18 protein-coding genes are annotated in these 18244 nt (G+C 72.7%); 7 read left to right on the plus strand and 11 right to left on the minus strand.

Annotated features, from left to right (window positions below):
• Positions 1 to 17: 17 nt before the first annotated feature.
• The 3 genes from QSK31_RS16300 to QSK31_RS16310 all read left to right on the plus strand — a co-directional run bounded on the left by QSK31_RS16300 (position 18) and on the right by QSK31_RS16310 (position 3801).
• Positions 18 to 2282, plus strand: coding sequence for a serine/threonine-protein kinase (locus tag QSK31_RS16300; protein ID WP_285684783.1), 2265 nt, complete (start codon positions 18 to 20; stop codon positions 2280 to 2282).
• Positions 2283 to 2494: 212 nt separating this feature from the next.
• Complete coding sequence (locus QSK31_RS16305; protein ID WP_285684784.1) at positions 2495 to 2749, plus strand: hypothetical protein; 255 nt, start codon at positions 2495 to 2497, stop codon at positions 2747 to 2749.
• Positions 2750 to 2898: 149 nt separating this feature from the next.
• Complete coding sequence (locus tag QSK31_RS16310) at positions 2899 to 3801, plus strand: sigma-70 family RNA polymerase sigma factor (RefSeq protein WP_285684785.1); 903 nt, start codon at positions 2899 to 2901, stop codon at positions 3799 to 3801.
• Between the two features lie 4 nt (positions 3802 to 3805).
• On the opposite strand, the gene QSK31_RS16315 is transcribed toward QSK31_RS16310, so the two are convergent.
• The 8 genes from QSK31_RS16315 to QSK31_RS16350 all read right to left on the minus strand — a co-directional run bounded on the left by QSK31_RS16315 (position 3806) and on the right by QSK31_RS16350 (position 10239).
• Positions 3806 to 4540 (minus strand): urease accessory protein UreD, encoded by a 735-nt coding sequence (locus QSK31_RS16315; protein WP_285684786.1) that lies wholly within the window; start codon positions 4538 to 4540, stop codon positions 3806 to 3808.
• An 80-nt stretch (positions 4541 to 4620) separates the two neighbouring features.
• Positions 4621 to 5331, minus strand: coding sequence for an urease accessory protein UreG (ureG, locus tag QSK31_RS16320; protein ID WP_285684787.1), 711 nt, complete (start codon positions 5329 to 5331; stop codon positions 4621 to 4623).
• Positions 5332 to 5377: 46 nt separating this feature from the next.
• Complete coding sequence (locus QSK31_RS16325) at positions 5378 to 6172, minus strand: urease accessory protein UreF (protein ID WP_285684789.1); 795 nt, start codon at positions 6170 to 6172, stop codon at positions 5378 to 5380.
• Positions 6172 to 7890, minus strand: a complete 1719-nt coding sequence (locus tag QSK31_RS16330; RefSeq protein WP_285684791.1) for an urease subunit alpha — start codon at positions 7888 to 7890, stop codon at positions 6172 to 6174. Before QSK31_RS16330 ends, QSK31_RS16325 begins: the two co-directional genes overlap by 1 nt.
• Positions 7887 to 8177 (minus strand): urease subunit beta, encoded by a 291-nt coding sequence (locus QSK31_RS16335; protein ID WP_285684792.1) that lies wholly within the window; start codon positions 8175 to 8177, stop codon positions 7887 to 7889. The genes QSK31_RS16330 and QSK31_RS16335 overlap by 4 nt, the downstream gene beginning before the upstream one ends.
• 11 nt (positions 8178 to 8188) lie before the next feature.
• Positions 8189 to 8491, minus strand: a complete 303-nt coding sequence (locus QSK31_RS16340) for an urease subunit gamma (protein WP_285684793.1) — start codon at positions 8489 to 8491, stop codon at positions 8189 to 8191.
• Positions 8492 to 8595: 104 nt separating this feature from the next.
• A complete protein-coding gene (locus QSK31_RS16345) occupies positions 8596 to 8973 on the minus strand; it encodes a RidA family protein (RefSeq protein WP_285684794.1) in 378 nt (125 codons plus the stop codon).
• A gap of 9 nt (positions 8974 to 8982) precedes the next feature.
• The gene (locus tag QSK31_RS16350; RefSeq protein ID WP_285684795.1) at positions 8983 to 10239 is read right to left on the minus strand and encodes an amidohydrolase/deacetylase family metallohydrolase; all 1257 of its coding nucleotides are present in this window, start codon (positions 10237 to 10239) and stop codon (positions 8983 to 8985) included.
• Between the two features lie 81 nt (positions 10240 to 10320).
• Between QSK31_RS16350 and QSK31_RS16355 the strand changes: the two genes are divergently transcribed.
• Together QSK31_RS16355 and QSK31_RS16360 are read left to right on the plus strand one after the other, a co-directional pair.
• Entirely contained in the window at positions 10321 to 11496 is a 1176-nt protein-coding gene (locus QSK31_RS16355) for an alanine racemase (protein WP_285684796.1), read from the plus strand.
• The gene (locus QSK31_RS16360) at positions 11496 to 13100 is read left to right on the plus strand and encodes a beta-N-acetylhexosaminidase (protein WP_285684797.1); all 1605 of its coding nucleotides are present in this window, start codon (positions 11496 to 11498) and stop codon (positions 13098 to 13100) included. The genes QSK31_RS16355 and QSK31_RS16360 overlap by 1 nt, the downstream gene beginning before the upstream one ends.
• 42 nt (positions 13101 to 13142) lie before the next feature.
• On the opposite strand, the gene QSK31_RS16365 is transcribed toward QSK31_RS16360, so the two are convergent.
• Positions 13143 to 13667: a tetratricopeptide repeat protein gene (locus QSK31_RS16365; RefSeq protein ID WP_285684798.1), complete on the minus strand. Its 525-nt coding sequence runs from the start codon at positions 13665 to 13667 to the stop codon at positions 13143 to 13145.
• Between the two features lie 227 nt (positions 13668 to 13894).
• Here QSK31_RS16365 and QSK31_RS16370 point away from each other — a divergent pair, with 227 nt between their 5' ends.
• Positions 13895 to 14368 (plus strand): hemerythrin domain-containing protein, encoded by a 474-nt coding sequence (locus QSK31_RS16370; RefSeq protein WP_285684799.1) that lies wholly within the window; start codon positions 13895 to 13897, stop codon positions 14366 to 14368.
• 987 nt (positions 14369 to 15355) lie between these two features.
• The gene (gene aspS / locus QSK31_RS16375; protein ID WP_285684800.1) at positions 15356 to 17173 is read left to right on the plus strand and encodes an aspartate--tRNA ligase; all 1818 of its coding nucleotides are present in this window, start codon (positions 15356 to 15358) and stop codon (positions 17171 to 17173) included.
• Positions 17174 to 17255: 82 nt separating this feature from the next.
• On the opposite strand, the gene QSK31_RS16380 is transcribed toward aspS, so the two are convergent.
• Positions 17256 to 17741, minus strand: a complete 486-nt coding sequence (locus QSK31_RS16380; RefSeq protein ID WP_285684801.1) for a GyrI-like domain-containing protein — start codon at positions 17739 to 17741, stop codon at positions 17256 to 17258.
• A 7-nt stretch (positions 17742 to 17748) separates the two neighbouring features.
• Positions 17749 to 18216, minus strand: a complete 468-nt coding sequence (locus QSK31_RS16385) for a GNAT family N-acetyltransferase (RefSeq protein WP_285684802.1) — start codon at positions 18214 to 18216, stop codon at positions 17749 to 17751.
• Between the last annotated feature and the right edge of the window lie 28 nt (positions 18217 to 18244).

The raw sequence follows: 18244 nt of genomic DNA on the forward strand, positions 1-18244 counted from the left end.
CGCGCATGTGGGGGCACATGAGCACGACGGACCTGCCCGGTTCGAGTCTGCTGGCCAACCGTTATCGGTTGGTCGAGCGACTCGGCGCCGGCGGGATGTCAGTGGTGTGGCGAGGATTCGATGAGGTCCTCGGACGCCAGGTGGCGGTCAAAGTGCTGCCACCGTCGACGAGCTCGGACTCGTCGTTCCGGCGCAGGCTTCGCGCCGAGGCGCAGGCCGCTGCCCGGCTGAGCCACCCACACATCACCAACGTGTACGACTACGGCGAGGCCACCACGGTCGACGGCGAGCCCGTCCCGTACGTGGTCATGGAGCTGGTCGACGGTGAGTCGCTCGCCGCCGTGCTGGCCCGCTCCCGGCGCCTGCCCTGGCCCGCGGCCGTCCGCATCGCCTCCGAGGTCTCCGCGGCGCTCGCCGCGGCGCACTCCCGTGGCATCGTGCACCGCGACGTCACCCCGGCCAACGTCATGCTCACCCCGACCGGGGCCAAGGTCGTCGACTTCGGCATCTCCGCGCTCATCGGCGAGAACGACATCGACCCCGACGGCAGCCTGCTCGGCACCCCGGCCTACCTCGCACCCGAGCGGCTCGAGGGCGGCCAGGTCAGCCCGGCCACCGACGTCTACGCGGTCGGCCTGCTCATCTACCGCACCCTGATCGGGCAGCTGCCCTGGGACGTCGGCACCACCACGGCGCTGCTGCGCGCCCACCAGTACACCGAGCCCGACCCGCTGCCGCCCGTCGAGGGCCTGCCGCTGATCGTCTCCGACCTGGTCGAGCGCTGCCTGCAGAAACGGCCCGACGACCGGCCGTCCAGCGCCGAGCTCGCCGAGATCCTGGCCGGGGCGGCCGGGAACGTGCCGGTGCAGCGCAACTACATCCCCGAGTGGGCGGACAGCGGCGAGGACACCACGATCCTGCCGAGCGCGTACCCGTACACCGACGCCCGGGTCCGGCCCGGGCACGCCCGCGTCGCCGACGGACCGGCCCAGGCCGGTCGCGGGGTCGCCGCGGTGCGCGCCGCCGCCGGGCCTGCCGGTCTGGCCGCGGCCGGCGCCATGGCCGCCGCCGCGGAGGAGAACGCGCCGATCTCTCCCGCACCCGGCGCGCCGGCCCGGCCGGTACCGGTCGCCGAGGTGGAGGCCGCCGTCGACGGCGCCTTCACGGCCGCGCCGCCCAACCGCGGGCCGGTCCAGTCGCCGGGCCGCAACAACCGCTTCGGGGCGATGCCCCCCTCCACCCCGGTGGCCGCCGCTCCGGCCGCCCCGCTGCTTCCGGCCGACAACTCGGCCACCGCGCTGCGGCCGGCCATCGGAGCGCCCGGCGTACCGGACCAAGACCCGGGTGGCGGCGGAAATCCGCCACCGGGGGACCGGCCGGCCGGTGCCGGTTCCAGCGCGCCCCGGCCTCGGCCGGGACGCGTACACGGCCGCCGCGTGCTCATCGTGGCGGGCACGGTCGCGCTGCTCGGCGCAGTCACGTACAGCTGGTCACTCGCGGCGAACGATGGGGGTCGCACTCCCCCCGTCGAGGGGCAGCCGCAGCCCAGCGTGCTGGCCGCGTCGGGCAAGTGCGTCGTGAGCTACGCGGTCTGGTCGGAAGCCGACAACCGGTTCAAGGCGTCGGTCACGGTCGCCAACCGGGACAACCAGGCGGTCAAGAACTGGAACCTATGGTTCATCATGCCCGGCGACCAGGTCCTCAGCAGCAACGGCCGGACCGGCTTCAACCTGGATCAGCAGGAACGCGCGGTCACCGTCAAGGGCACCAGCACGCTCAGCCCGCAGAAGGCGGTCACGCTGAACTTCAGCGGGCGGTACAGCGAGAGCAACGCCGCGCCGATGGTGTTCCAGCTCGGCGGCAAGACCTGCGACGCGTACGTGTCGCCGAAGCCCGGCGAGCCGTCGCGGCCGGTCCAGCGGCTCTCCAACGGTGACGTCCGGCTGGGTCCGCCGGCCTCGCAGAACCCGCAGCCGGGCATCTCCATCGGGCCCGGTGGCGTGGTCGTGCCGGTTCCGGTGCCCACCAAGACCGGCGGCACGAAGACGCCCACCAACGGCAATTCCTCGGCGGTCACCACCAAGGAGCCGGACCCCACCTGCGAGACCGACCCGGATCTTTGCCCCGGCCCGAACCCGAACACCCCGAGTGGTGGGGCGAGCAGCCCGACCACGACCATCACCGAGGAGCCGACCAAGTCCGCGCCGCCCACCCTCCCGGACGACGACGAGGGCGACGAGCAGGGACTCGGCGAGAACGCGGGCAGTAACCAGGGCGAGTGATCTTTCGTCCCGCATGATCGGCCGGCTGGTGATCAGCCGGCCGATCGGCGCGTTATGGTGACGTTGATACATGCAGGCACGGTTTCTCCGTATTTCCTTTCCCCGGTTTCTGCCGGGGCGCTGGCGTGCCTGCGGGCCGGTCGGCAGCTCCGCGTGGATGATGGCGCTGTCAGCTAGGTCACAGAGCAAACGTCGTCACACGGGGAGCTCGCATGATCAGCACCGTTGAGGACCTGCAAGCGGAGGCGCTGTTCGTCTCCTACCTGCAGCCCTCCGACAGCCCGAGCCGTGAATCGCTCGAGGATGCCGTCACCGCCATGATCCTGCGCCACGGGAGCGACGGCTGTGCCGCCGTCGTGGCCGAGGAGTACGGCGACCACCCGGAGGTGGCGGTGCGCCGCATGTGCTGGGTCCGGCGGGAACTCGTCGCTCAGCGACGGCCGCTGAGCGCCCCGCGTGCTTCCTGAGGACTTTTCGCAAAAAACACCATAAAAGCAACCGAGTTCGGCCGCCCCTGCACCTAGGGACGGCAAATGTTCTCCTCGTCAGCCGGCTCTGAGCCGGTTCGCATGACGCCCGGCTCCGGCCGGTGCGTACCCCTGCGAGGAGGACCACCGTGATCGTTACGACCGAACTCCCCGCCGCCGTCGGCACCACACACGACGCGCCGTCCGCGCGCGACATCGAGGACCTCGTCCGCGAACACATGCCGATGGTCGGCCATCTGGTCCGGGAACTGCTCAACCGCGTACCCGGCCATGTCCACGGCGACGACCTTTCGTCCGCCGGATTCGCCGCCCTGCTCGGGGCCGCCCGCTCGTTCGACGTGAGCCGCGGCATCCCGTTTCACCGGTTCGCCGCGGTGCGCATCCGCGGGGCGTTGCTCGACGAGCTGCGCGGGCAGGACTGGGCCAGCCGGTCCGTACGCGCCCGGGCTAGGCGCACCACGGCGGCCCGATCCGAGCTGACCGCGGCCCTCGGCCGGACCCCGACCGAGGCCGAGGTGGCCGAGATGCTGGGCATCGGCATCGCCGAACTCGCGGCCGTCGAGGACGACGTGCAGAAGGCGGCGCTGCTCAGCCTGCAAGGCTTCCCCACCGGGGCGGCCGAGGAGATGGTGCCCGAGCAGTCCGAAGGCCCCGAGGACCTGCTGATCAAGCGGGAACGCCTCGGATACCTCCACCAGGCCATCCAGGCCCTGCCCGAGCGGCTGCGGCTGGTGGTGACCGAATCGTTCCTGCAGGAGCAGCCCCTCAGCGACGTGGCGGCCCGGCTCGGCGTCACCGAGTCGCGCATCTCCCAGCTCCGCACCGAGGCGCTGCGGCTGCTCCGCGAAGGGCTGAACAACTCCCTCGCGCCCGAGCTGCTGACCGTGGCGGCCGGCGGTCCGCGGACACGCAAGGGATGCCTGCAGCGGCGGCGCACGGAGTACTTCGAGCGGGTGGCCACCCAGGGCAACCTGCGGACGCGGCTGGCACTGACCGACGAGCACGGGGTGCCGATCGCCGTCGCGGCCTGACGGATCAGACCGGTGCCGGCATCGCCGCGCAGAAGGGGTCGAGCGCAGCCTGGACCTCGCGGATGTCGGCGCCGGTCGCCGTGGCCAGCACGCCCGGACCCGCCAACGCCATCACGGCCGCGCCCTCGGCCGGCAGGTGCGGGACGGGCAGGCCCGGACCTGCCAGGACGGCCGAGCCGGTTGCCCGGGCGTTGCCCAGGACGGCGGCGCCGGACCAGCCCGGGGCGTCCGGGCCGACCGTCAGCCGGTGGCGGTAGAGGGTGCGGCCGGCGTACCGGATGGTCACGTCGGACCGCACCGAGCCGGACGGCTCGTCATGGCGGCCGCAGACCAGGTCGTCGCGCCAGAGCAACGAACCGCCGTCGGCCACCTCCACCGCGGTGCTCGCGTGGTGGTCGCAGCCGGCCGCGGCGATGGCCGGCTCGGGCAGCCAGCGCAGCGATCCGGCGACCGTGGCCCGGACAGTCAGCAGCGACGGTGGCGCCGGGCGGCCCGGCAGCAGCAGGGTCGCGGCCACGCTACGGATCTCCAGGTGGGCGCCGGGGCCGACCTCGATCTCCAGCAGCAGGTCGTCGCCGCGCAACGGGCCGGCCGCGCCGCCGACCAGGTGCACGGTCGCGCTGGTGGTGTCGCGCGGGCCGGTGCGGCGCAGCAGGAGCGGCGACTCGCCCCGCAGCACGGCCAGCCGGGTAACGCCCGAACGGTCCGCCTCCGCCACGATCCGCGCCGCGGCGCGCATCAGACCCGCCTGGCGCGTCGCGTGTCGCGCGGCGCGACCACGGTCGCCGCGTCGCGGGTTTCCGCCGGCATCGGGGCGGCTCAGGCCGGGGTCGCGGCGCGGTCCTTGACCAGCGCGCGGATCCAGTCGGCCACCGGGGTGGCCGCGCGGTCCTCGACCAGCGACAGGAACGCGGTGGGCAGGTCGCCGCGCCGCGCGCGGGCGTCGCGGTCCATCACGGTCAGGTCGGCGCCGACCAGCGGGGCCAGGTCGGTCTTGTTGATCACCAGGAGGTCGGCGGCGGTCACGCCGGGGCCGCCCTTGCGCGGGACCTTGTCGCCGCCGGCCACGTCGACCACGAAGATCTGGCGATCGATCAGGCCCTTGCTGAACGTCGCGGTCAGATTGTCGCCGCCGCTCTCCACCAGCACCAGGTCGAGCGGGCCGAGGGCGTCCTCCAGGTCCTCGACCGCGTCGAGGTTGGCGGAGATGTCGTCACGGATCGCGGTGTGCGGGCAGCAGCCGGTCTCCACCGCGCGGATCCGCTCGGCCGGCAGGACGCCGTTGCGGAGCAGGAAGTCGGCGTCCTCGGTGGTGTAGATGTCGTTGGTCACCACGGCCAGGCGAAGCTCGTCACCCAGGGACCGGCACAGCGCCGCGACCAGGGCGGTCTTGCCGGAGCCGACCGGGCCGCCGATGCCGATGCGCAGCGCCCGCGGGCCGCCGGACAGCGGGGTGTGCGGGTCGACGCCCGGGTCGGGGTGGGTGTGCGGCACCTCGTCGGTGCCGTGCTCATGCGGGTGATCGGTCATCAGACACACCTTCCTTATGACGCTTCCTCATGCCTTATGACGCTTCTCATGAGGCGAAGAGCCGCACTTCCCAGCTCGCGTGGTGCTCGGCGCCGATGTCGAGCAGCGGGGCGCCGTCCGCGGGCAACTCGTCGACGGGGTCGTTCGCGGTGCCGGCGGAGGCGGCCGCGATCCGATCGCATTCAGGAGCCAGAGCGGCGATCAAACCCTGCACCGTGTACGGGTCCAGGCCCAGCAACCGCACGGCCGCGCTGGCCGGCCCGGTCACCGTGCCGTGCGCCGCGGCCGTGGCGGCGGCCAGCGGGTCCAGTCCCGCCGCGGCGGCGACCACGCCCAGCGCGACCGGGTGATGCGGCTCGCGCCCGGCCGCCGGCACCGGCCACATCGCCCGCCCGGCGCGCAGCAACGCCCGGCCCTGAGCGCGGGATGCCCGCCGCAGAGCCGGCGAGGGCGTCCGCGCGTCCATCCCGTCGTCGAGCTCGGCGATCCGCCGGCGGAAGACATCCCACGGGTCGGCGGGGCGAGGGGCGGTGGGACGAGGGTCGATGGGGCGAGGGGCGGTGGGTTGCGGGGAGCCCGCGTGGAGGTCGGTCGGGTGAAGGAGGGCGCGCGGATCGGGGGGCTGCGGCGAACCCGCCTCGAGGCCGGCCGCGCAGGCGGCCGCGGTGAAGGCCGCGGCCACCACGCCGGACGTGTGCAGGCGGCCGCGCAGGAAGCCGTCCAGCCCGGCGAGGTCGCGGACCCGCCCGGCCGACACGGCGGCCTCGAAGCCGCCGGAGTGCGCATGCCCACCGGCGGGCAGCCGGCCGTCGGCGAGCACGAGCAGCGTGGCCAGCGACATCAGAAGAGGAAGTAGCGCTGCGCCATCGGCAGCTCGGTGACCGGATCGGGCTCGACGACCTCGCCGTCGATGCGGACGGTGAACGTGTCCGGCTCGACCTCGATGCGGGGGAGGGCGTCGTTCAGGGGCATGTCCGCCTTGCCGATCGCGCGGGTGTCGGAGACCGGCGCGAACGGGCGCTTGCAGCCGACCCGGTCGCCGACCATGGCGTCGATCGCGGCCTGCGCCACGAACGCCACCGACGTCTGGGCGGGCACCGAGCCGTACGCCCCGAACATCGGCCGGGGCAGCATCGGCTGCGGCGTCGGGATGGAGGCGTTGGCGTCGCCCATCTGGGCGTACGCGATCATGCCGCCCTTGATGACCAGTGCCGGGCGCACGCCGAAGAAGGCGGGATCCCAGAGCACCAGGTCGGCCAGCTTGCCGGGCTCGACCGAGCCGACCAGCTCGGCCATGCCGTGCGCGACGGCGGGGCAGATCGTGTACTTGGCGACGTAGCGGCGGGCGCGCAGGTTGTCGGCGTGGGTGTCGCCGGGCAGCGAGCCGCGCCGGGCCTTCATCACGTGGGCGGTCTGCCAGGTGCGCAGGATCACCTCGCCGACCCGGCCCATGGCCTGCGAGTCGGACCCGATCATGGAGATCGCGCCGAGGTCGTGCAGCAGGTCCTCGGCGGCCATCGTGGACGGCCGGATCCGGCTCTCGGCGAACGCCAGGTCCTCGGGCACGGCCGCGTTCAGGTGGTGGCAGACCATCAGCATGTCGAGGTGCTCGCTGAGGGTGTTGCGGGTGTACGGCCGGGTCGGGTTGGTCGACGACGGCAGCACGTTGGGGTGCGAGGCGACGGTGATGATGTCCGGCGCGTGCCCGCCCCCAGCGCCCTCGGTGTGGTACGCGTGGATCGACCGCCCGGCGATGGCCCGCAGCGTCTCCTCGACGAACCCGGCCTCGTTCAGCGTGTCGGTGTGGATGGCCACCTGCACGCCCGACTCGTCGGCCACCCGCAGCGCGGCGTCGATGACCGCCGGCGTGGTGCCCCAGTCCTCGTGCAACTTGAAGCCGCCCGCCCCGCCGCGCAGCTGCTCCCACATCGATTCGGAGGACATCGTGTTGCCCTTGCCGAGCAGCAGCACGTTGATCGGCCAGGCGTCGATCGCCTCGAGCATCCGGGCGAGGTGCCAGGCGTTGGGTGTGACCGTGGTGGCCTTGGTGCCCTCGGCCGGGCCGGTGCCGCCGCCGATGATCGTGGTGATGCCGCTGGCCAGCGCGGTGTCCAGGATGGTCGGGCTGATCAGGTGCACGTGGCTGTCGATGGCGCCGGCGGTGAGGATCTTGCCGTTGCCCGCGATCACCTCGGTGCCGCCGCCGATCACCAGGCCGGGGTGCACGCCGTCCATGGTGTCGGGGTTGCCGGCCTTGCCGAGGGCGACGATCCGCCCGTCGCGGATGCCGACGTCGGCCTTGATGACGCCCCAGTGGTCGAGCACGACCGCGCCGGTGATGATCGTGTCGGGGGGGCCCTCGGCGCGGGTGGCGCGGGACTGGCCCATCGACTCGCGGATCACCTTGCCGCCGCCGAAGACGACCTCGTCGCCGCCCGCGGGACCGCCGCTGCGGTCCTCCTCGATCTCGATCAGCAGGTTCGTGTCGGCGAGCCGGATCCGGTCGCCGGTGGTCGGTCCGTAGAGCGCCGTGTACCGCTCGCGATTCAGGTAGGTCACAGCGGCCCACCGGCCAGACCGCGCAGGCCGGGCACGATCCGGTTGCCGGCCAGCGGCACCAGGTCGACGTCGCGGGGCATGCCCGGCTCGAAGCGGACCGAGGTGCCGGCCGGGACCGCGAGGCGGTGACCCCAGGCGGCGTCCCGGTCGAAGTCGAGGGCCGCGTTGGCCTCCGCGAAGTGGTAGTGCGAACCGACCTGCACGGGGCGGTCGCCGGTGTTGCGTACGGTCAGCGACAGCACGGCCCTGCCGATGTTGATCTCCACGTCGCCGTCACCGTGGATCACCTCGCCCGGGATCATGTGATCGGCCCGTGCACGGTGACCAGCTTGGTGCCGTCCGGAAAGGTGGCCTCCACCTGCACCTCGGGCAGCATCTCGGGCACGCCGTCGAGCACGTCGTCCCGGGTCAGCACCCGCCGGCCGGCGTCCATCAGGTCGGCCACCGTCCGGCCGTCCCGTGCGCCCTCCAGCAGGAACGCCGTGATGATCGCGGTGGCTTCCGGGTAGTTGAGCCGGAGCCCGCGCTCCCGCCGCCGTTGCGCGACGTCGGCCGCGACGTGGATGAGCAGGCGTTCCTGCTCGTGCTGGCTGAGGTACAACGGCCCTCCCTCGATCTCGCTTCGCGATGTTCGCAGCCCGGTGTTGCCGACGTGTTACGCGATCTTCGCACTCCGTCACCGCTGGGAAGCGCCGTAAAACGCCGTCAGCCCAGGTAAAGGACCGCGTCCACCTCGATCTCCATGCCGCGCAGGTCCACCGGGATGGTCGTGCGCACCGGCGGGTGCTCGCCGCCGAAGTACTGCTTGTAGACCTCGTTCATGGCACCGAAGTTGTCGAAGTCGCGCAGGTAGACGCCGACCCGCACGGCCTGGTCGAGGCTGCCACCGGCGGCCTCGGCGACGGCGGCCAGGTTGCGGAAGGCGGCGTGCGCCTGCTCCTCGAACGATCCGGTCACGCGGGTGCCGTCGGGCAGCGCGGGCACCGAACCGGCCAGGTAGACGGTGTCGCCGGCGACGATCGCCTGCGAGTACGGCCCACCGGCGGGCGCGGCCTTGTCGGTGTGCACGGAACGCTTCGGCATCAGGACTCCTTAACGAGGACGAGGGAGCGGACGTGGGAACTGCTCGGCCAGCCCGTTCACGCCGACGAGCGGCGTGGCGAGAAGATCGCGGACTGCATTCTCGCGCTCCCGCAGAGCCGTCGTCTGCTCCGCGGTGAGCGGCACCCAGGGCGGCGGGGGAGCGGGCAGCGCTGGGTTCAGACGACGGCCGCCGACGTACGTATGCCGGTTGACCAGCCGGAAGGGAACCGTGCGCGTCTGCCGGTGTGCGTCGGTGAGCTCCTGCGGCCGGTCGTCAAGGGTGAACACCGCCACATCCGCGGGCGACCCCGGCGCGAGTGTTCCGGCCTGCAATCCCAGTGCCCGCGCGGGCCGGATCGTGACGCTCGCCACCACCTCGTCGAGCGGCAGGCCGGCGGCGATCAGCTTGGCCATGGTGGTCGGCAGGTCGAAGACCGGCCCGTACACCGAGCGGGCGTGCAGGTCCGTGGAGATCGTGTGCGGCGGCATCCCGTCGGCAAGCTGCGCCTCGGCCACGTCGAACGCGAACGCGCCCGAGCCGTGCCCCACGTCGAAGAGCACGCCGCGCTCGTGGGCCGCGCGAGCCTCCGGGCCGGTCGGCTGGGCGATCCCGCTGGCACAGTGCGTCAGGATGTCGCCCGGACGCAACAGTTCCAGCACCTCGGCCAGGGCGGGCGGCGTCGTTCCGATGTGGACCATCACCGGCACGCCGCACTCCTGCGCCGCGGTCAGCGCCCGCCGCAACGGTTCCACGCCGTTGTCACCGACAGTGTCCTGGTCGATGCGCACCTTCACGCCGCGCACCAGGTCACGGTGCTCCCGGATGGCCCGCACCGCCTGCTCCACGTCACAGTTCGTCAGATCAACCCCTTCTCCGGTACGCGCGGACAGCCCCTGACCGGCGATGTTGAGCAACGCGTGCACGCGGACCCGCCGGCTCGCCGCGAAATCGCGCAGCCCCGCCACCGTGTATGCGCCCGCCGAGCCCGCGTCCACCCAGGTCGTGACGCCGGTGTGCCAGGCGGTCGGATCCGGGTCGATACCCCAGTAGCCGGCGCCCGGATAGATGTGCGTGTGCAGGTCGACCAGCCCCGGCAGCACCAGGTCACCGGTCACGTCGAGCGTGTCGTGCGCGTGCCGGGGCAGCGCCGGGCCGACGTCGGCAATCAGGCCGCCGCGGACCGCCACGTCCAGCCGGCCATGCTGACCGCCGCCCGGGTCGAGCACTTCGCCACCGGTGAGCAGCAGGTCGTACGGCTCGCGCATCGGCTCTCCGGAAATTGTCGGTCCAGCTTGCTAGGTTGCTCTGACTCCATCGAATCAGCGATCTTCGGTCAAGGAGGCAGGATGCTCGACATCCCCGACGAGCCCATCGACTGGCGTGCCAAGGGCTTCTGGGCGCCGTCCGGCGGCGGGCCGGTCCGCGGGGCGAGCATCTTCGACGGCGGCTTCACCTGGCCGCTGCTCACGATCCGGGAGTCCGCGGTGCGGGCCAACATCGCGACCATGGCGGAGTACTCGGCCAGGCACGGCATGGATTTCGCGCCGCACGCCAAGACGACGATGGCGCCACAGCTGCTCGAGATGCAGATGCGGGCGGGGGCGTGGGGCCTGACGGTGGCGACGCCCAACCAGGCGCTCGTGCTGCGCCGGCTCGGCGTACCCAGAGTCCTGATCGCCAACGAGGTGCTCGATCCCGCCGCACTCCGCTGGCTCGCCGCCGAGGTCGCGGCGGGGTGGGAGGTCTGGTTCCAGGTCGATTCGGTCGCCGGGGCCGAGGCCGCCGCTGCCGCCGCCCGCGGGCACGGCAGGCTGCGGGTGCTGGTCGAGCTGGGGCACGCGGGCGGTCGCACGGGCGTGCGCGACCTGGGTGAGATGGAGGCGGTGGCGCGCGCGGTGTCCGGCGCCGAGGGGGTCGAGCTGTCGGGCGTGACCGGGTACGAGGGACAGCTGTCCGACGAGCCCTCGGTCGACGCCTTCCTGGACCAGCTCGCGGCGGGTGTGCGCCGCCTGGGTTCGGCCGGCCTGCTGCCGCCGCGGCCGATCGTGTCCGCGGGCGGGAGCGCCTGGTTCGACCGGGTCACCGCGCGGCTCGCCGGCCAGGACCTGGGGCAGCTGATCCTGCGCAGCGGCGCGTCGGTCACCCACGACGACGGCTTCTACCGGGAGAAGACACCGTTCAACCGGGTGCCCGCCGAGGGGCCGCTGCACGCCGCGATGGAGATGTGGGCGCAGATCATCTCGACGCCCGAGCCCGGCCTGGCCCTGGCCGGCATGGGCAAGCGGGACGCGCCGTTCGACGAGGGACTGCCGGTGGTGCTCGAGCCGGCCACCGGCCTGACCGTCACGAAACTCAACGACCACCACTGCTACCTGCGCGTCGACCCGGGTGTGCCGGTGCGACCGGGCGACCTGATCCGCTTCGGCCTGTCCCACCCGTGCACGGCGTTCGACAAATGGCGGCACATCCCGCTGGTCGACGACGAACGCCGCCTGGTCGACGTCCTGGACACGTACCTCTGATGACACTCTCACCCGTCGCCGCGTTGATTCCCGCACCCGTCACCGCCTCCTTCCCTGATCCTGATCTCTCCCGCGACCTGGCCTCTCTGCCCCTCTCCTTCCCACCCGAGCTGGCCGGCGTCGCTACCTGGTTGCGCGGCGTGCTCCAGCCGGTCGGCGTCGCCCTCCCCTCCTCCGGGCCCGGCATCCTTCTGAGCGTCGACGCTTCCCGCCCACCCGAGGGCTACCGCCTGGTCGTCTCCGATGCCGAGGTGTCGGTGACCGGTGGCTCGGCGACCGGCGTCTTCTACGGACTGCAGACCCTCCGGCAGCTGTTGCCCCCGGCGTTCCTTCGGCGTGCGCTGCCATCCCCCGCGGCGCCGGTCGTCCCGCACGTCGAGATCGAGGACGCGCCGAGGTTCGCCTGGCGCGGGGTGATGCTCGACGTGGCGCGGCACTTCATGCCGGTGGCCGACGTGCTGCGGTTCATCGACCTGATGGCGTTCCACAAGCTCAACGTGCTGCACCTGCACCTCACCGACGACCAGGGCTGGCGCCTCGAGGTGCCCGGGTGGCCACGGCTGACCGAGGTCGGGGCGTCGCGGCCGCGCAGCATGCTCGGCTCGTCGTCGCACGGGCGCTACGACGAACGCCCGCACGGCGGCTTCTACCTGGCCGACGACCTGCGCGAGATCGTGGCCCACGCCGCCGCCCGCCACGTCACGGTCGTGCCCGAGATCGACCTGCCCGGGCACATGCAGGCGGCGATCGCGGCGTACCCCGAGCTGGGAAACGGCGCGACCCCGTCGGTGCGTACCGCCTGGGGCATCTCACCCCACCTGCTGAACGTCTCGGACACCGCCGTGCGTTTCGTCCGCGACGTGCTGACCCAGGTCTGCGAGCTCTTCCCGTCCGAGGTCATCGGCATCGGCGGCGACGAGTGCCCGCCCGGCGAGTGGGCCGAGTCCCGCGCGGTCCAGGAGTTCCGCCGCGTCCACGACCTCGCCGACGAGCGCGCCGTCCACGCCTGGTGGATCGCCCGGGCCGCCGACCACCTGCGCACGCTGGGCCGTCGCGCGTACGGCTGGGACGAGATCCTCGACGGCGGCGCACCGGCCGGCGCCCTGGTGGCGGCGTGGCGCGGCCCCGCACAGACCGCCCGCGCGGCCAGGTCGGGCCACGACGTGGTCGCCTGTCCCGACACTTCGGTCTACCTGGACTACCGCCAGTCCGACCACCCCGGCGAGCCCACACCCGTCGGCACCCTGCTGCCGATCGAGGAGGTGCACGCCTTCGACCCGGTGCCGCCCGGCCTGTCGGAGGAGGAGACGTCCCGGGTGATCGGCGCCCAGGCCAACCTGTGGACCGAGCACATGGAATCGGCCCGCCGCGTGGACTACATGGCGTACCCGCGCCTGGCCGCCTTCGCCGAGGTGGTCTGGCACCGCGGTCCGGACTTCCCGGCGCGCCTCACCACCCACGTCGCCCGGCTGGCCGCGCTGGGCGTCAACTTCCGCCCGCTCACCGGTCCGCGTCCCTGGGACGCCCGCCCCGACGCGCTCGGCCGTCCCCGCACCAAACAGGACCGTGATGCCGAACTCTCCGCGATGACCGCCGACCCCTGATCGGGCTCAGTCGTGTGGTCGGGCTCAGTCGTGTGGTCGGGCTTAGTCGTGGACGTTGGCCTCCGGGTTGGCGGCCGGATCGGGCTCGACCAGCAGGCGCGCGTAGTTCGCCATCGAGCGCTGGTAGCGGGGGAGATGCGCGGCGAGAGCGCCGACGGCCAGGGAGACAGCCTCGCGTTCCCGGCCCACGTCGGTCAGGGCCAGCGCCAGGACCGCGGTCGCTGCGTCGTCGAGATGGTCCGACGGCTGCTCGAGCTCTTCGGTGAGCAGGGCGACGCTCTCCTGCGAGCGGTCCAGGTTGCGCAGCGAGCTGGCCATCTGGATGACCGAGCGGCGGCGGCGTTCGCCGGTCACCCCGCCCTCGAGCGCCTGCCGGTAGAGCGGCACGGCCAGGTCCGAGTGGCCGGTCGAGTCCAGCGCGCAGGCCCGCTCGAAGTAGCCCTCGGGCGCGTCCGGCGGAAGCTCCTCGACCAGCTTCTCGACGAGCGTCAGGAACTCCACCTCGTCGTGCTCGTCGATCGTCGCCCAGAGCGCGGCCACCCGCTGCTCCCAATCCCCCGTCTGCATCCGGACACCATCTCACACCGTCCCAGCTTGACCGGATTCGTCGTGCTCATGCCGTTTCGGCTCGACCGGGTTCGTCGTGCTCATGCCGTCCTGGCGTGACCAGGCTTATGCAGTCCTGGCTTGACCGGGCTCGGCGTGCTTGTGCGGTCCTGGCTTGACCGGGTTCGGTGTGCTTGTGCGGTCCTGGCTTGACCGGGCTCGGCGTGCTTTGGTCAGCTGGACCGGCGATGACATTCCCCTCGACCGGCGCCGACGACGCGCACGCCCGGGTCACCGCCCTGGGCCTCCAGCTGATCGAAACCCACGCGAGCCTCCTCGAGGCCCTCGACCGCCTGCGCGAGGGCACGCTGCCTCCCGCCGACCTGGCCACCCACTGCGCCGCCTTCTGCGCCGCGGTCACCACCCACCACACCGGCGAGGACGCCACCGTCTTCCCGGCCCTGGCGGCCCGACACCCCGAACTCCGCGACGTGCTGGCCGGCCTCCAACACGACCACGAGGCCATCGCCGCCATCCTCCGGCGCGCCGCGTCACTCGCCGGCGCTCCCGACGCCCCGGGCACCCGCGCCGAGCTGGACGGCCTCGCCGCCATCCTGGAGTCCCACTTCGCCTGGGAGGAACGTCGCCTGGTCACGGCCCTCAACGCCCTGACCCCGGCCACCCCGGCCGCAGTGACCAGGGCCGTCGCCTTCCCGACCTGACCAGCCGCCCTGTGGACGGCCACGAACTCGACCGGCCGGCCCCTGTGGATAGCCACAGGTCCGTCACATTCCCCGGCTACGTTGACGACCCACCCAGCTGGGGCGGGGGAGGCGTGGCGGTGCCCGCGACGTGCCGGCTTTCGGTCATGTTCGCCGCTGTCGCCTGGCGCGGGGTTCCGCCCGGGTGCGCCAGACGCCGGGATGCCTCGCTGTCGCTGTCGCTGTCGCTGCTTGCGCCCGGTGCCGGGTTGCGGCGGGTCTGCCAGGCGCCCCGGGTGCCCCCTCGCTGTCGCTGCCGCCGCTCGCTGTTGCTGCCGCCCCGCTGCCGCCCCGCTGCCGCTGCCGCTGTCACCGTCGCCGCTCGCGGTCGTGGCCGGGCGCCGTCCGGTGGTAGGACCGGGCGCGAGCGGTAGGACCGGGCGCGAGTGGCAGGACCAGGCACGCAGTGGTGGGGCAGGGCGGTATCCGGCGCCGAAATGCCGCGCCGAGCTACCACCGTCCGCGGGAGTGGTAGGCAGGCGCGGCATCCGTGGCCCGGATAGCGCCCGGGCCTACCACCGTCCGCGCGAGTGGCCGGCGTCCGCGCGGGTGGCCGGCGTCCGCGCGGGTGGCCGGCGTCCGCGCGGGTGGCCGGCGTCCGCGCGGGTGGCCGGCGTCCGCGCGGGTGGCCGGCGTCCGCGCGGGTGGCCGGCGTCCGCGCGAGTGGCCGGGGTCCGCGCGAGTGGCCGGCCAGGACGGTTGCGGCAGCCCGTCCCCACCCGGGAGATGCGCCGGCGGCCACCACCGCGACCGGGTACCCCCGGCGGCTACCACCGCGACCGGGTACCCCCGGCCGCCTGGCAACCGCTCGAGCTGCGGCCCGCACCATCCGCCCGGGCACGACATCTCGATCTTGAACTGGCTCTGGAAATGGACCCACGGCCGGGCCCGGGACGCGCGGCTGACAGAATGTCGGGTGCGCCATCGACCCTGTGAGGAGACGTTTCCGTGATCCGTACCCATGACGCCGGTTCTCTGCGTGCGAGCGACGCCGGCACGACGGTGACGCTGGCCGGCTGGGTGGCCCGCCGGCGTGACCACGGCGGGGTCGTCTTCGTGGATCTGCGGGACTCCTCCGGTGTGGTGCAGGTGGTCTTCCGGGAGGAGGACGCGCACGCCCTGCGGAACGAGTTCTGCATCTCGGTGACCGGGCAGGTGACCGTGCGGCCGGACGGCAACGAGAACCCGGAGCTGCCGACCGGGGCGGTCGAGGTTCCGGTCGACACGCTGACCGTGCTGTCCGAGGCCGCGCCGCTGCCGTTGCCGGTCGATGACACGGTGACCGCGTCGGACGATCTGCGTCTCAAGTACCGCTACCTGGACCTGCGGCGCAGCGGGCCGGCGAACGCGCTGAAGCTGCGCTCGCGGGCCAACCAGCTCGCCCGCGAGGTGCTGCACGCGCGTGACTTCCACGAGATCGAGACGCCGACGCTGACCCGGTCGACGCCCGAGGGCGCGCGGGACTTCCTGGTGCCGGTGCGTCTCCAGCCGGGCACCTGGTACGCCCTGCCGCAGTCGCCGCAGCTGTTCAAGCAGCTGCTCATGGTCGCCGGCCTGGAGCGTTACTACCAGATCGCCCGCTGCTACCGCGACGAGGACTTCCGGGCCGACCGGCAGCCCGAGTTCACCCAGCTGGACATCGAGATGTCGTTCGTCACCCAGGACGACGTGATCGCCCTCGGTGAGGAGATCGTCGTCAAGCTGTGGGGCGAGCTCGCCGGCTACCAGGTGCAGACCCCGATCCCGCGGATCACCTGGCACGACGCCATGTCGCGCTTCGGTTCGGACAAGCCCGATCTTCGGTACGCCCTGGAGCTCACCGATCTGACAACCTACTTCTCGGGTACGTCGTTCCGGGTGTTCGCCGGGGCGATCGACGCGGGTGGTTACGTCGGCGCGGTGGTCATGCCGGGCGGGGCTTCGCAGACCCGCAAGGAGCTGGACGGCTGGCAGGACTGGGCCAAGGCGCGTGGCGCGCGTGGCCTGGCCTATGTCGTGCTGGACGCCGAGACGGGTGAGGCGCGCGGGCCGGTCGCGAAGAACCTGTCGCCGCAGCACCTGGGCGGCCTGGGTGACGCCGTGGGCGCGAAGCCGGGCGACGCGATCTTCTTCGCCGCCGCGACCGAGCGGCGTGAGGCGCAGGAGCTGCTGGGTGCGGCCCGCATCGAGATCGCCAAGCGCGCCGGGCTGATCGACGAGTCGGCGTGGGCGTTCTGCTGGGTGGTCGACGCGCCGATGTTCGAACGTGTCTCTTCTGACGGGCGAGATGACGGCGGCTGGACCGCGGTGCACCACCCGTTCACGTCGCCCAACGCGGAGTGGATGGACCGGTTCGAGGAGGCGCCGGACGAGGCTCTGGCGTACGCCTACGACATCGTCTGCAACGGCAACGAGATCGGCGGCGGCAGCGTCCGTATCCACCGTGGTGACGTGCAGAGCCGGGTCTTCGACCTGCTCGGCATCTCCCCGGACGAGGCGCAGGACAAGTTCGGCTTCCTGCTGGAGGCGTTCAAGTACGGCCCGCCGCCGCACGCCGGCATCGCCATCGGCTGGGACCGCACCTGCATGCTGCTCTCCGGCAACGACTCGATCCGCGAGGTCATCGCCTTCCCGAAGACGCGCGGCGGCTTCGACCCGCTGACCACGGCCCCGACCCCGATCACCGCCCAGCAGCGCCTCGAGGCCGGCATCGACGCCAAGCCCAAGCCGCCCGCCGGCACCCCGGGCACCGACGGCGTCGCCGTCCCGGTGGAGAAGTCGAACTAGGCGCGGTCGAGCCATCTCACCGGCTCAAGGGGGCGACCGCCGCGGAGCGAAGCGGAGCCGGTCAGCTTCGGTCGCCCGTCGGTCAGCTCAGCTTGAAGTACAGGTGGGTTTCCCACTTGTGCATGTCGGGCTCCTCGGCCGGGTTGGTGAACATCTGCTCGAGGCGGCATTCCCAGATCTCGCCCGACGGGGTCTGGCGCATGTCCCAGGTCAGGCCCTGGTCCTGGGCCCAGTCGAGGAGCTTGGCGGTCACCCCGATGAGTTCGTCGGGGTGGCCGATGTGGCGGGTTGTCGCGTAGCGGCCGGCGGGCAGGGTGTCGGTGAAGGTCGGCTCGGTGACCTCGACGGGGCCGGTCACCGGGATGCCGGCCTCGACGACCAGCTCGGCGGCCATGTCGATGACGCGGTAGCGGAAGAACGGCGGGCCGGCGATCTCCGCGCCGCGGGCGGTCAGGTCGCCGAACATCTCGGGCAGCTGGTCGGCGACCCGGGCGAACTCGGTCATCGTGATCGACTCGCGGCGGCCGACGTAGGGCTGTTCGTCGCGCTCGACGATGGTGGGCAGCATCAGGCCATCATCGCGGAGAATGCCGGCGCATGTGCGGGTGCTCGGTCCGCCGGAAGCCGAGGGCGGTGTAGAGCTTCTCGCCGTCGGGGGAGGCCCGCAGGTCGACGGCGCCGACGCCCTCCTCGTCGAACCACCTGAGCAACGCCTCCATGCAGGCGCGTGAGTAGCCGCGCCGGCGGTGGTCCTCGAGGGTCGCCACGTTGTAGATGTAACCGCGGAGGCCGGTGGGGTCGCGGGGGCCGGGCAGCCGCTGGTCGATTTCGCCGACGGCGCAGGCCGCGATGCCGCCGCCGGCCGGCCGGTCGACGACGAACGCCGCCATCCGGGAGCCGGGGAGCCGTGCTCTGAGGAGGTCGGCGCCGGACGTCATCCATGCGCCGGCATCCGCGGACCCCCACAGCGCCCCCATCAATACCGTGCGCAACGTCATCAACTCGTCGGCGTCGTCGGGTCCGGCTCGTCGAACATCGATCATGTCCACCATCCTAAGCTTGCACAATTCC

The organism is Actinoplanes sp. NBRC 103695, assembly GCF_030269485.1.
Classification (GTDB): domain Bacteria; phylum Actinomycetota; class Actinomycetes; order Mycobacteriales; family Micromonosporaceae; genus Actinoplanes.

Excerpts from the sequence above, each read along its gene's own strand:
- QSK31_RS16300 (WP_285684783.1), top strand. The coding sequence starts at position 18 with ATGAGCACGACGGACCTGCCCGGTTCGAGTCTGCTGGCCAACCGTTAT.
- QSK31_RS16305 (WP_285684784.1), top strand. The coding sequence starts at position 2,495 with ATGATCAGCACCGTTGAGGACCTGCAAGCGGAGGCGCTGTTCGTCTCC.
- QSK31_RS16315 (WP_285684786.1), bottom strand. The coding sequence starts at position 4,540 with ATGCGCGCCGCGGCGCGGATCGTGGCGGAGGCGGACCGTTCGGGCGTT.
- ureG (WP_285684787.1), bottom strand. The coding sequence starts at position 5,331 with ATGACCGATCACCCGCATGAGCACGGCACCGACGAGGTGCCGCACACC.
- QSK31_RS16325 (WP_285684789.1), bottom strand. The coding sequence starts at position 6,172 with ATGTCGCTGGCCACGCTGCTCGTGCTCGCCGACGGCCGGCTGCCCGCC.
- QSK31_RS16345 (WP_285684794.1), bottom strand. The coding sequence starts at position 8,973 with ATGCCGAAGCGTTCCGTGCACACCGACAAGGCCGCGCCCGCCGGTGGG.
- QSK31_RS16350 (WP_285684795.1), bottom strand. The coding sequence starts at position 10,239 with ATGCGCGAGCCGTACGACCTGCTGCTCACCGGTGGCGAAGTGCTCGAC.
- QSK31_RS16355 (WP_285684796.1), top strand. The coding sequence starts at position 10,321 with ATGCTCGACATCCCCGACGAGCCCATCGACTGGCGTGCCAAGGGCTTC.
- QSK31_RS16360 (WP_285684797.1), top strand. The coding sequence starts at position 11,496 with ATGACACTCTCACCCGTCGCCGCGTTGATTCCCGCACCCGTCACCGCC.
- QSK31_RS16365 (WP_285684798.1), bottom strand. The coding sequence starts at position 13,667 with ATGCAGACGGGGGATTGGGAGCAGCGGGTGGCCGCGCTCTGGGCGACG.
- QSK31_RS16370 (WP_285684799.1), top strand. The coding sequence starts at position 13,895 with ATGACATTCCCCTCGACCGGCGCCGACGACGCGCACGCCCGGGTCACC.
- QSK31_RS16380 (WP_285684801.1), bottom strand. The coding sequence starts at position 17,741 with ATGCTGCCCACCATCGTCGAGCGCGACGAACAGCCCTACGTCGGCCGC.
- QSK31_RS16385 (WP_285684802.1), bottom strand. The coding sequence starts at position 18,216 with ATGATCGATGTTCGACGAGCCGGACCCGACGACGCCGACGAGTTGATG.